This is a genomic window from Holospora obtusa F1, assembly GCF_000469665.2.
Classification (GTDB): Bacteria; Pseudomonadota; Alphaproteobacteria; order Holosporales; family Holosporaceae; genus Holospora; species Holospora obtusa.
Window position 1 is genome coordinate 1 of record NZ_AWTR02000023.1, and the last position, 12856, is coordinate 12856.

At 33.9% G+C, this 12856-nt stretch carries 13 protein-coding genes and 1 pseudogene; 10 read left to right on the plus strand and 4 right to left on the minus strand.

Annotated features, from left to right (window positions below):
- Positions 1 to 335: 335 nt before the first annotated feature.
- The 3 genes and pseudogenes from P618_RS00890 to P618_RS06395 form a co-directional block, all read left to right on the plus strand.
- Positions 336 to 1037, plus strand: a complete 702-nt coding sequence (locus P618_RS00890) for a transaldolase family protein (RefSeq protein WP_021826847.1) — start codon at positions 336 to 338, stop codon at positions 1035 to 1037.
- A 246-nt stretch (positions 1038 to 1283) separates the two neighbouring features.
- Positions 1284 to 3059, plus strand: coding sequence for an aspartate--tRNA ligase (gene aspS / locus P618_RS00895; RefSeq protein WP_024161005.1), 1776 nt, complete (start codon positions 1284 to 1286; stop codon positions 3057 to 3059).
- 99 nt (positions 3060 to 3158) lie between these two features.
- A pseudogene (locus P618_RS06395) lies at positions 3159 to 3260 on the plus strand (amino acid--tRNA ligase-related protein); the annotation flags it as partial.
- Positions 3261 to 3840: 580 nt separating this feature from the next.
- Here the strand turns inward: P618_RS06395 and P618_RS00900 are convergent.
- On the minus strand, positions 3841 to 4065 hold the full coding sequence (locus P618_RS00900; RefSeq protein WP_021826851.1) for a transposase: 225 nt from the start codon (positions 4063 to 4065) through the stop codon (positions 3841 to 3843).
- Between the two features lie 780 nt (positions 4066 to 4845).
- On the opposite strand from P618_RS00900, the gene P618_RS00905 reads away from it, so the two are divergent.
- From P618_RS00905 to P618_RS09050, 6 genes are all read left to right on the plus strand, one after another.
- Positions 4846 to 5571: an SIMPL domain-containing protein gene (locus tag P618_RS00905; RefSeq protein WP_040458126.1), complete on the plus strand. Its 726-nt coding sequence runs from the start codon at positions 4846 to 4848 to the stop codon at positions 5569 to 5571.
- Positions 5572 to 5614: 43 nt separating this feature from the next.
- Positions 5615 to 6313 (plus strand): SIMPL domain-containing protein, encoded by a 699-nt coding sequence (locus P618_RS00910; protein ID WP_021826854.1) that lies wholly within the window; start codon positions 5615 to 5617, stop codon positions 6311 to 6313.
- A gap of 5 nt (positions 6314 to 6318) precedes the next feature.
- Positions 6319 to 7008: a tRNA (guanosine(46)-N7)-methyltransferase TrmB gene (gene trmB, locus P618_RS05875; RefSeq protein WP_024161007.1), complete on the plus strand. Its 690-nt coding sequence runs from the start codon at positions 6319 to 6321 to the stop codon at positions 7006 to 7008.
- A gap of 1795 nt (positions 7009 to 8803) precedes the next feature.
- Entirely contained in the window at positions 8804 to 8950 is a 147-nt protein-coding gene (locus P618_RS09045) for a transposase (RefSeq protein WP_084024544.1), read from the plus strand.
- Positions 8951 to 9498: 548 nt separating this feature from the next.
- Complete coding sequence (locus P618_RS00920) at positions 9499 to 10218, plus strand: F0F1 ATP synthase subunit A (RefSeq protein ID WP_021826858.1); 720 nt, start codon at positions 9499 to 9501, stop codon at positions 10216 to 10218.
- Between the two features lie 543 nt (positions 10219 to 10761).
- Entirely contained in the window at positions 10762 to 10917 is a 156-nt protein-coding gene (locus tag P618_RS09050; protein ID WP_084024545.1) for an IS630 transposase-related protein, read from the plus strand.
- A gap of 441 nt (positions 10918 to 11358) precedes the next feature.
- Here the strand turns inward: P618_RS09050 and P618_RS07640 are convergent, their stop codons facing one another.
- A complete protein-coding gene (locus P618_RS07640) occupies positions 11359 to 11535 on the minus strand; it encodes a hypothetical protein (RefSeq protein ID WP_156918937.1) in 177 nt (58 codons plus the stop codon).
- Between the two features lie 5 nt (positions 11536 to 11540).
- On the opposite strand from P618_RS07640, the gene P618_RS00925 reads away from it, so the two are divergent.
- Entirely contained in the window at positions 11541 to 11984 is a 444-nt protein-coding gene (locus P618_RS00925; RefSeq protein ID WP_024161009.1) for a hypothetical protein, read from the plus strand.
- Here the strand turns inward: P618_RS00925 and P618_RS00930 are convergent.
- Entirely contained in the window at positions 11975 to 12133 is a 159-nt protein-coding gene (locus tag P618_RS00930) for a hypothetical protein (protein ID WP_156918938.1), read from the minus strand. The genes P618_RS00925 and P618_RS00930 overlap by 10 nt on opposite strands.
- Positions 12134 to 12459: 326 nt before the next feature.
- Positions 12460 to 12651, minus strand: a complete 192-nt coding sequence (locus tag P618_RS07645; RefSeq protein WP_024161011.1) for a hypothetical protein — start codon at positions 12649 to 12651, stop codon at positions 12460 to 12462.
- Positions 12652 to 12856: the final 205 nt, after the last annotated feature.

Here is a 12856-nt window from a genome sequence, read left to right on the forward strand (position 1 = left end):
TTTTGACTTATCAAATAGTCGCTATAAATATCAAGAAGATCCAGTTTCATTTTTTGTCCTTAAAAACTTACAGACGAAAAATATGATGATTTCAAGCAGAAATCAACTATTGCTGCGTAACATAAGTTAGATAAGTGCACAGAACCTGGTTTACAAAAAGTCTATTTACTCATTTAGTCGTATCATTGCAAAAATTTTTTCAGGCAGGGGCCTGTTTTATGAGATGAACTATTAATCATTATACGTAAATTCAATCTCTTCTTTTTTCCCCCCTTCTTTTTTAAAACTACGGATGTTATTATGAACGTTAGAAGAATCTTGAATAGGGTCGTGCGTTGCAAATTTTTTTAGACAGTGTCTCAATAAAAGAAATTTCTTTTGGAATGCGCATGGGAATTATCAAAGGTGTTACGACGAATCCTTCTCTTGTAGCTAAAAAAATTAAGAAACTGAGTCAACACTCGGACAATTTTTTTGAAGATTTAGTCAAGCGAATTTGCGAAGTCGTTCCAGGATTTCCTGTTAGTGTAGAGGTGACAGCAGAAAGTAGCGACGAAATGGTGCGTCAAGGCATATGCTTTGCAGAATGGTCTTCCCAAGTTGTTGTAAAAATTCCTTTAACAAGTCAAGGATTAGAAGCTTGCTTTCGCTTAACTCAACAAGGTATTCCTGTAAATATTACGCTGTGTTTTTCTTTAAATCAGGCGTTTTTGGCTTCTCAAGCGGGGGCGACGTATATTTCTGTTTTTTTAGGAAGACTAGAGGATGATGGAAAGGATGCATTCCAGGTTATACAAGAAACGTATCAAATGTTGCAACACACTCAGTCTTCTTCCAAGCTTTTGGCAGCGTCGGTTCGCACCGCTTCACAAGTGCACAAATCTATAGTGTCAGGAGTGCATATCGCAACCGTTCCGTTTTCTGTTTTAGAAGAGATGATTTTTCATCATCTTACAGAGAAAGGAGTTAATCAGTTTAAAGAAGATAGTCAGATATTTGTATGTCCTATCTCCGCATTAGAGGCTTCTATTTTGTAAAGTTTTGGAAAAAGAACTTTTATGATTAAAGTAAAAATAAGTATGCATTTTATAAAAAAGAAAAATTATTTTCATTTTTGAGTAGGTAAGCAGTGAGTATTTTTGTTTTTTTCTTTATTTTTTTGTGTGGTGGAATTTTTATAAACAGAATCATCTTAAAAAAGATTTATGTTTTGAACCATTTTTTGAGAATATTTTTATTAAATTTGTTTTTAAAATTAATCAATGTGTTTTGGGAGTGACGATATGAATTCTTTTTACAGAACAGAGAGTTGTGGCGCGTTAAGGGCTAACCACGAAAGAAAAAACGTAAAGCTTTCTGGATGGATTCATCGAAAACGTGATCATGGTCAGCTTTTGTTTGTGGATTTGCGTGATCACTACGGTATTACTCAATGCGTTGTAGATCCTGCAAGTCCAGCTTTCGTTATTTTAGAGCATGCACCTTTAGAGTCTGTTGTTTCTGTAGAGGGGGAAGTTGTTTTACGACAAGCTCATCTTGTGAATACAAAAATAGAAACGGGAGAAATAGAAGTCAAAGCACAGCTGGCTGTAATGTTATCTCAGGCTGCACCGTTGCCGTTAACTGTCAACTCTGATGAACCGTTTCCAGAAGAGACGCGGTTGAAGTATCGTTTTCTAGATTTGCGTCGCCCAAAGCTTCACCAACATATAGTCTTAAGGGGGAAGGTTATTCAGTTTTTAAGGGAACAAATGCAAAGTCGAGGTTTTTTAGAAATTCAGACCCCTATTTTGACGGGAACCAGTCCAGAGGGAGCTCGAGATTATGTAGTGCCTAGTAGACTGTATCCCGGTCAATTTTACGCTCTTCCCCAAGCTCCTCAGCAATTTAAACAACTTTTAATGGCTTCTGGTTTTGATAAATATTTTCAAATTTCTCCTTGTTTTCGTGACGAAGATCCTAGAGCAGATCGATCTCCTGGAGAATTTTATCAATTAGATATGGAAATGTCGTTTGTGACACAGGAAGAAATATTTTCTATTCTTGAACCCGTGTTACGTGAAACATTTTTAAAATTCGCTCCTGATGAATGGCAAGTTTCTTTAGAAAACTTTCCACGTATACCTTATGAAAAAGCGCTAGAAGAATACGGGAGCGACAAGCCGGATTTAAGAAATCCATTAAAAATTTCTAATCTTTGTAAATTATTTCATAACAGTAGTTTTCCACCTTTTCAGGGCGCATTGAAGAAAAAAGGAACTATTAGGGCGTTAAAAGTTCCCGGTTTGGCACAGCAGTCTCGTCAATTTTTAAAAATGTTAGAATCTTGGGCTTTGGAACAAGGGGCGCCAGGTTTAGGGTATATTCTTAGAAAATCGGACAAATGGCAAGGTCCTCTTGTGAAATTTTTTTCTGATGATGAGCAGTTAGAATTAACAAGGGAATTTTCAGACATAGAAGGTGTAGGGGTGTGCTTTATGGCAGGACCTTGTAAAGAAGTAGAGCAATTTTTGGGAAAATTAAGAACGTATGTCTGGAAAGCCTTGAATCCTGAAGAAGAAAAAGTATTTAAGTTTTGTTGGATTGTAGATTTTCCCATGTACGAAGAAGACCCCTTAACACAATCAGTTGTTTTTTCTCACAATCCGTTTTCGATGCCTCAAGGTGGAATGAAAGCGTTAGAGAAAATCTCTCCATTAGAGATCAAGGCTTTTCAGTACGATATTGTGTGTAATGGTGTAGAACTATGCAGTGGAGCTATTCGAAATCACGATCCTGAAATTATGAAAAAGGCTTTTTTGATTGCAGGGTATGCAGATCAAGAAGTGGAGCGTCAGTTTGGAGCGTTATTGAATGCGTTTCGCTATGGAGTTCCTCCGCATGGAGGGGCTGCTCCTGGTATTGAGCGTATTTTGATGTTATTGTGTCAAGTTCCTAATATTCGGGAGGTTGTTGCGTTTCCTTGGACTCAGCAAGGAAAAGATCTTTTGATGCAAGCTCCCGGTCCGCTACCTTCTGCTAGATTAAAGGAGTTGCATCTTCGTCCACTTTCTTCGTAAAAAAAATGGGAATTTGTTTAAGTTAGATTATTGTTCTACAAATAAGAAAGATCTACCAACACAAGTCGTTAAGATTTTTTTCATGATATAGCAGATCAAGAAGTAGAGCGTCAATTTGGAGCGTTATTGAATGCTTTTGGCTATGGAGTTCCTCCGCATGGAGGGGCTGCTCCTGGTATTGAGCGTATTTTGATGGTGTTGTACGTACTCTATTAATTGAGATTGAGTTAGATAAGATTTTTTGTTACGCTAAAAAAAGTAATAAAAAAATTCTACTTTTTTCGCTTTTTTAAAAATATCGTAAATTAAGTTGAAGTTGACATTTGTGAAAAAATATATTATTTTCATAAAGAAATTTTAAAATTCTATAGCCAAGAACGTCTCTCTTCGATCACTGTATATCGTATTTTGTCTTTATTTACAAACTCGACTTAATTTACCATATCATGGATTAGGTGCTAAAATTCAAAGTACTGCTCGATAATTTTTTGATATACTTTTAAAAATTTGGTAATTTCGCTAAAATTATAATGTTGTACCGGTTAGCGGGATCAATGAATATTTTTGATTACTTCTTGTATCATCTACTTTGATTAAAATAGTTTGACAATTTTTTACTCAAGATTACTCCTGTAAATTAGGTTTATTTCAGAAGTTATACTAAGAATTCCCTATATATAGTAATTTAGAATAAAAATGGGATTTGAAAAAATACGAAAATAGCTTCGTAAAGTTTATCAAATTGGTTAATTTGCTTCTTAACCCATCTTTTCATATTAGCCTAAAATTTCTCTATTGGATTCAAATCAGGTGAGTATAGCGGTAAAAAGATGAGTTGACAACCTACAGATTCGATCAACTCTTTCGTTCTTTGAGATTGATGAAATACAGCGTTATTCATTATTACAATTTGCCCAGGTTCTAATCCTTTAATCAATACCTCTTTTACCCAAGCTTCAAATAATTTTGTATGACAAGAACCTTTCAATACCCTAGTTGCTAACATACCCAGTTATAATATTTATCGCTTTTTTTTGACAGTAAGCTTTTTCCCCTTTCTGCCCGATCCTGTTTGTGAACAAATGGTCGTCTCAATACCGCTTTCATCAATATATGCAAAACTTTCTGACGGTGTGCCTTTTATAGTTTCTTTATATAGCTTTCATTTTTCTTGGCTTGCTTGCAAGTAGATAAAGGTTTTTTTATAGTTAAAGCCTAGCTTCTTTAATCGTCGATACACAAAAATACTAGCATTAAATAGTTTTGCTATCTCTTCTATTTTTTTATCTTCATTGGTCTTTGACATAAATCCTTAGCTTTTCTGAGCCTATTTTTCCCTTACTGTCTAAGCGTGGCCTGCCTCTTGGTGCATGATCCACCACCTACTTACGCTACTTTTTGGATGTCGTGTTTTGAGTGTTACCAAGATTAATATATTCTATTACTCCCTCTCTTAGATTTAAGCTGTAGTGTTTCTTTGTCATGCTCTCTTAAAAATAGCATCTCTTTGTCCCGTTTTCAAGCTAAATTACTATATGATAAAAAACACACCTAAGTTAATCTACATTACTGCAACTAAAAATAGGATATCGGGAAAAAGCATTTCAATTTTAACACACTCTCACAACAAGTTTATGAGAACAGTCTAGTGTAAAGGTTTCAAAAATTAACTATTAAAATTTTTATGTAAAAATTTAAAAATAAAGAATAATTTCGTATGTGTCGTTTGCAAAATAGCAAATTTTTATGATAAGATTTTTTGTGCTTATTATTGATGATGAAAATCATGAAAACAGATATTTTTAAACAGCTGATTTTTACCGTGTTATGCATTTTTGCGTCCTTGACTTTCTCAAATTTGTCAACTCAAATTGGACAAAAATTGTCAGAAAAAGTCCTTACTGTTCGAGGAGTTTCAGAAAAAGAGGTGAGGTCTGACTTGGTAAGCTGGAAAACATCTTCTTTTCTTTTATCTAACGATACGGTAGAGGCTATAGGGAAGCTAGAAGAGTTTAAAAAAAAATTTTTTGACTTTTGTAAAGAACATAAAATAGATGATGCAGATCCTAATCGATACCAAGTAGAAATTGAAGATAATTGGAAAAATTATTATAAAGAATTAGACAAACGTCCGCGATACTCAGTTACCTTATCTATTTACGTAGATTCAAAAGAAGTTGAAAAGATTCGAGACGCAAAATTAAAGTTAACTTCTGCGCTTTCTTCTTTTCCAATTTCCAGTAGTTTATCCTTTTTCTATACAAATTTTTCTCCTATTAGGGATAAGATGGTCCAAGAGTCTTTTGAAGATGCGCAAAAAGCAGCTAACTGTATTGCAAAAAGTGCTGGAGTAAAGTTAGAAAAAGTTAAAACGGTTACGCAAGGATTATTCACAATTACAGATTCTGAAAAATCAAGTTATTTTAATACACATGCAACGGGAGACTATCAGAGTGGGAATTTAGTAAAAACAATTCGCACAGTCAGTACTGTAACTTTTGTGATTCGATAATAATGAGCCCAATTAATAAATACTTTATTGTCAGGAACGCCAGATGAAGAAAAATATTTTTATCAAGGTAATTTTGTTAGGGTGCTGTATATCTGGGGGGATATCCGTTTATTGTTTATCAAAACTAGATTGGGAAACAGAACATAGTACCTTAACAGTAGAGGGGTTTTCAGAAAGAGAAGTAAAGTCTGATCTTGCCAGTTGGGAAGTAGAAGTAGAACTTTTGTGTGAGGATTCGAAATCAGGAATTGCGCAATTGAACTCTTTTAAAGAAAAATTTTTTGATTTTTGTAAAAATCAAGGGATAAGAGGAATAGATGTTAATCATTTTAATATAGAAATTACTCCTTTCTCTTATGAAGAATATGTAATAAATAATCAAAAATGTTATGTTAAATTGTCGATTCATATAGATTCGAAGGATGTGGATAAAATTCAAAATGCAAAACTTAAGTTGGCTGAACATATGCCGTCTTTTTCTGTAGTCAGTCGTCTATCTTTCTTTTATACGAAATCCGAAAAGCTGCGAGAGCAAATGCTTCAAGAATCTTTTGAAGACGCTAAAAAAGTCGCGGAATGTATTGCAAAAAGCGCTTCTTTGCACTTGATAAAAGTAAAAAGTGTTACCGAATCAGACCTTATTATTTCAAACTCTACTAAACCAGAAAAAAGCGATATAGAAAAGAAAGGGTTTATAAAAAATATTTTTGTATGCAGTACTGTTAGCTTTTTATTTCGGTAGTTAAGATGTCGGTTTTGAATTTATACGGAAGAATATGTGGACGAAAGTTAAGCCCTAGGTTACAATTCGTGTATGAGCACATCCTACCGCTGGTAGATTGTACTCATAAAGTTCTAGAAAAAAGAGATGATGTTTTTTCTACGGATGAATCTTGGTGGATGGAAATTGGATTTGGAGATGGATCGCATTTACGTGCTCAAATGAAAAAGCATGCGCAGGTCCATTTTTTAGGTGTTGAGGTTTTTCGTCCTGGAATTGTGCGTTGCTTGATAAATCTTTCACAAGAAGAGCAAAATCGGCTGCATATTTTTCCTCACAGTGTTCATCTTTTGCTCCCACATTTGCCTAGAGCACTGTTTGAAAAAATTTTTATTTTATTCCCTGATCCTTGGCCAAAACAACGTCATCATAAGCGCCGTTTATTACAATCGAGTTTTTTAACGGAATGTTGGAAAATTTTGAAAAATAATGGACAACTTGTTATAGCAAGCGATGTTCAACTTTTTATTCATTGGATGCAACAACAGCTTAAAGCTCATTCTGGATTTGAATATGCTGAAGGCGCACAAACTTCTAATCCTGAGGATTGGCCAGAATGGCCTCAAACTCTTCCTTTGTCTGCGTACGCACGAAAAGCTTTGTGTAAAACATATTTTGTATGGAAAAAACTGTCTTCATGGCGTGAATTAAATTAAGACTCACTGAACAAGTGTAAAATTTAGAAAATTTAGAAGGTTTACGAATAGAAGATATGCTTCGTCCCTATAATACGTTTTTCCTAAATTATTTTAGCTAAAATAATTTTAAAAACAGCCAATTTAATGCACAATGAATCAGAAACAAAAAAATACAAAAGTAAATAGGACTATCACCACTGTTAATAACCGAGAATATTTATAAATGTTTAGTTTCTAATTTTTATGGTGTAATCTGTAAAGAACACAAGAGGACAAATTTATGGGAAATATATTGCATGCCAATGCTAAGACAACGCCAAGAATCAAAAAAAATACAATAATCTAAAGAGAGCGTCCCAACGCTTTCAAAACGCTATAACCTAAACGTCAAGACGGTTCTAAAATAGAAGAAAAGATTAAGCGTTGAAGATAAGCGCTTGGGCCCGAAACAGCCAAAGAGCATCTTGTCCTCACGGCAGCGACATGTGATTTGCCAATTTAGACGTATTTCTAAATTACCGCTTGATGATGTTTATAGTAAAAACAGTTGAATTGCAATGCAAAATATAATATATTTTTTATAAAGAGATAGATAATGTCAACGATATAGGTCCATATAAATTAAAAAGAAGAGGTTATAAATTTTATCAAAGCAGGTAACAGTCAAAAAGAAGTTTTCAGAGTTTTTGGAACAAATAAAATGACAATCAAGAGATGGAATTTACGTTATAAAAGCCAAAAAAATTTCTGCCCAAAGATACGTTTGGGTGAAAAGCCGACTATAGAAAAAAAGTTTTTTACTCAATATATGCAATTCATCATCCAGATGCTAGATTAGAAAATATTGCTCTTGAATTTGGAATAAGTGCCAGTAGTGCACGGTATTGGTTAAGGCGCGCAGGCTTTAGTTATAAAAAAGGCTTTACCTATGAGGAAAGCAAATAAAGAAAAATGAAATATACACCAAGAAGCGATAAAAATATATTATATGAAGATCTTGTGTACATTGGAAAGCAAGATAGAGCTAATCATTTGCAAAGATAGAAGATGGAGCAAAAAAGTAAAAACTTTTTGGTAAAAAGAGCGATAAATATAGTAATTTAGCTTGAAAACGGGACAAGAGAGAAGCTATTTTTAAAAGAAAATGACAAAGAAACACTACAGCTTATATCTAAGGGAACAAGTAATAGAATATATTAAGCTTGGTAACACTCAAAACACGACATGCAAGAAATAGCGTAAGTAGGTGATTGGATCAGGTACCAAGAAGCAGGCTAAACCACGCTTAGGCAGAAAGGGAAAAATAGACCTAAAAAAAGCTTAGGGTTTATATCGAAGAACAATGAAGATAAAAAATGAGGAAGATAGCAAAATTATTTAATGCTAGTATTTCTGCGTATCGGCGGTTAAAGAAGATAGGCTTTAGCTATAAAAAAATTGTTACCTACCTGCAAGCAAGCCAAAAAAAATGAAAGCGCTATAAATAAACTATAAAAGGCATACCGTTAGAAAGTCTTGTATATATTGATGAAAGCGAGATGATCATTTGTGCAGAAACAGGATGGGGCAAAAAGGGGAAAAAGCTTGCTACTAAAAGAGCGGTAAATATTATCAGCAGACAAATATTATAGCTGGGTGTGTATAAATGCACCTAGGGTATTTAATAATTTTGTCATACAAAATTATTGAAGCTTGGGTAAAAAAGGTATAGATTAAGAAATTAGAACCTGGGCAAATTGTAATAATGGATAATGCTGCATTTCATCAATCTCAAAGAACGAAAGAGTTGATCGAATCTGTAGGTTATTAACTCATCTTTTTACCGCCATACTCACCCGATTTGAATCCAATAGGGAACTTTTGGGATACTATGAAAAGATGGGTTAAGAATCAAATTAACCAATTTGATAAACTTTACGAGGCTATTTCCGCATTCTTCCAAATCTCATCTTCATGCTAAATTACTATATACAAGACTTTCTAACGATATGCCTTTTATAGTTTCGTTATATCGCTTTCATTTTTCTTGGCTTGCTTGCAAGTAGGTAACAGTTTTTTTATAGCTAAAGCCTAGCTTCTTTAATTGCCGATACGCAGAAATACTAGCATTAAATAGTTTTTTTATCTTCCTCATTTTTTATCTTCATTGTTCTTGGATATAAACCCTAAGCTTTTTTTAGGTCTATTTTTCCCTTTCTGCCTAAGCGTGGTTTAACTTTAATGGAGCCTGCTTCTTGGCACCTGATTCACCACCTACTTACGCTATTTCTTGGATGTCGTGTTTTGAGAGTTTCCAAGATTAATATATTTTATTACTCTCTCTTAGATCTAAGCTGTAGTGTTTCTTTGTCATTTTTTTTAAAAGCATCTCCTTGTTCCGTTTTCAAGCTAAATTACTATAAAGGTAGTGCTTTCTTTATTTATGCAAAGCCGTGACTAAAATATGCTATTTTTATTAAAAAATTTTTGGTAGAATAATACGGGAGTACTCAACAAAAAATATTTTTTATGGATCCACTAGCACAATTTCAAATCAAAATTTTTCTTCCGTTAACATTTTGTGGAGTAGATGTTTCTATTACAAATTCTTCGGTGTGTATGATGTTAATTACGGCATTAATTTTGATATTTTTTAAATTTTGTTTAAAACAGTTGTCTGTCAAACCGTCACGCTTACAAAGTGCCGCAGAGTTACCTATGTATTTGTTAGAACGTATGGTACAGGAAGTAAATGGAGTTCAGGGAATTCCGTTCGTTCCTATGATTTGTTCTGCATTCTTTTTTGTATTTTGTGGAAATCTTTTTGGACTTTTTCCTTATGCGTTTACAATTACTGGGCAATTAATTGTAAATTTGACATTAGCGTTAATCTTATTTATTTTCTCAACAGGAGTTGGATTATATCGTCAAGGATTTAAGTATGCGCGGATATTTTTTCCAAGAAATGTTCCCTGGGCTATTGCACCGGTTTTGGTTCCTATCGAAATAGTTTCTTATCTGTCTCGTCCTATGAGTTTATCTATTCGTCTATTCGTAAATATGTTAGCAGGACATAGTATGATGAAAATTATTGGAACTTTTGTTATCATGATGGGACCTTTTGGTATCATTCCTATGCTACTTAATATGGTATTTACTGGATTCGAACTTTTTATTGCATTTTTACAAGCTTACGTTTTTGCGATTCTAAGTTGCATTTATCTTAATGATGCTTTGTATAGTCATTAATTAATTATCTGAGCAAGCATATCGGGTTATTTTGTTTTACATTTTTTTTATGAAGAAATGATCAACAAATATTTATTTTGGATTTAGTATTTTTTTGCTTTTTTAAATTTTTAACATAACCCATAAAGCGTAAACTTTTTAAAGATTTTTATTTGCTTTAAGTCTAAGAGTTTGGTGGTGTAGTCGCGCAATTTGAGCGCACATTTCAATATCTTTATGTTAAAAACAGTTGCATTGTAATACGAAATATGATACATTCTATCCAAAAGATAGATAATGTCACCGCGTCCGTATGGTATTGATTTAAGAAAAAAGGTTATAAATTTTATCAAAACAGGTACCAGTCAAAAAAGTATCGAAAGTTTTTGGAATAAATGAAATGACAATCAGCAGATTGCATTTACGTTATAAAAGCCAAGGACATTGCCGCCCAAAAATACGTTTAGGTGAAAAGCTCACTATAAGAAAAGAGTCTTTTATTCAATATATGCAACTATAGTTATTTAGCTTGAAAACGGGACAAGGAGATGCTTTTAGGAAAAAATGACAAAGAAACACTACAGCTTAGATCTAAGTGAGAGAGTAATAGAATATATTAAGCTTGGTAACACTCAAAACACGACATCCAAGATTTTTAAAGTTAGTAAAAGTAGCGTAAGCAGGTGGTGGATCGGGTACCAAGAAAGCAGTATCCATTAAAGCTAAACCACGTTTAGGCAGAAAGTTCAAAATAGACCCAAAAAAGCTAAGCGTTTATGTCGAAGGCCAATGAAGATAAAAAATGAGCAGAAGAGAAGATAGCAAAGCTATTTAATGTTAGTATGTGTTCTGTTTATCGGCGATTAAAGAAGCTAAGATTTAGCTATAAAAAAAACCGTTACCTATTTGCAAGCAAGCCAAGAAAAACGAGAACGATATAAAGAAACTATAAAAGGCACACCGTCAGAAAGTCTTGTATATATTAATGAAAGCGGTGTTGAGATGACTATTTGTGCAGAACGCAGGATGGAGCAGAAAGGGGAAAAAGCTTTCTTCCAAAAAAAGCGGTAACTATTATCAGCGGACAAATATTATAGCTGGGTATGTTAATCATAAATCGATAGCACCTGGGTGTTTAGTTTCAAATTCTTATGGTATAACTTATAAGAAACTAAAAGAGGATAATTTATGGGAAGTATACTGCATAACAATGCCAAAACGACGCTTTGAGTCCGAAAAAAATACAAAGCTCTGTACAGAGCGCTGCAAAAATAGCAAAGCGTCTGGCCCTTCACTATTAAAACTGTTTTGAAGAGGAAGAAAGCCGGTTGTGTTCAAGATAAATGCTCTGGCCCTGCACAGCCAAAGCATTTTATCTTCAACAGAAGCAAGAGATTGTGTGTGAATTTAGGCGCGTTTCTAAGCTTCCGCTTGATGATGTTTATAGTGCTTTGAAAGAGAAGATTCTCAATCTCATGTGCTCTAATCTGCATCGATGCCTTAAAAGAAATAGTCTAAATGTCTTACCTAAAGAAGGGGCGGCTCTTGAAAAAAAGAAATGTATCCCTTTGGATTTGTTCATATTGATAGTACAGAAGGTCCGCACAGATCAGGGAAAATGCGACCTTTTTGTGGCCATTGAGCGAGCCACAAAGTACGTTTATGTCGAGCCCCATTCAAAGATGTCGGTTAACAAGTCAAGTGCATTTTTGAAAAATCTGATCGTCCATTGTTCTTTTAAAATAACGAACATTCTCATAGATAATGGGGACGCAATTTACCTATGAACTGCTTGCGCAACACCTGAAGTCAAAAAACAAAACGCACCGCCTTTGATGTGATGTGCAAGGAGCATAACATTGAGCACGGGCTCACCAAATTTAAGCATCCTTGGATCAACGGTCAGGTCGAAATCACCAATAGATCCCTCAAACACTACACAAAAAAGACTTATGTTTACAAAGATCTTGATGAGCTGAAGCGCCATAGATGACTTTTGTGCTTTATTATAATCATCAAAAAAAGCTGAAATTATTGAAATATCAGCCCCCCTTTGATATTATCATCTTAGAATTTGAACGTAACACGTCAAATTTTAATCATAATCCAAACCACATGTTGTGGGGACTAAACATTTACCTAAACTCAGTCTTTATACAAAAAATTTATATATGTCAAAAAATATGTTGAAAAAATTAATATATTTTTAATTTGACATTTTGGTAAAAAAAAAATAAAATAATTAACGTAGTCTTTATCTTTTTAAAAAATGAATGTTATTTTTTTAGTTTGCGTTTTAAATTTTATTTTTTCAATTTCTGTAGTAGCTGGAAAAATTTTTCCAGCACAAAAAACTGTAGGATTTTTTTCTGCTCCGAAATTTTTTGCTGCTTCGAAAATTTTTCCAGCACAACAACAGGCTGCACCGCAAGCTTCCGAAAATTTTTCCAGCACAAAAAACTGTAGGATTTTTTTCTGCTCCGAAATTTTTTGCTGCTTCGAAAATTTTTCCAGCGCAACAACAGGCTAAACCGCAAGCTCCGAAATTTTTTACTGTTTCGAAATTTTTTCAGCACAACAACAGGCTGCAACACCTTTTCCAGCACAACAACAGGCTGCAACACCTTTTTCAGCGCAACAACAGGCTGCAACACCTTTT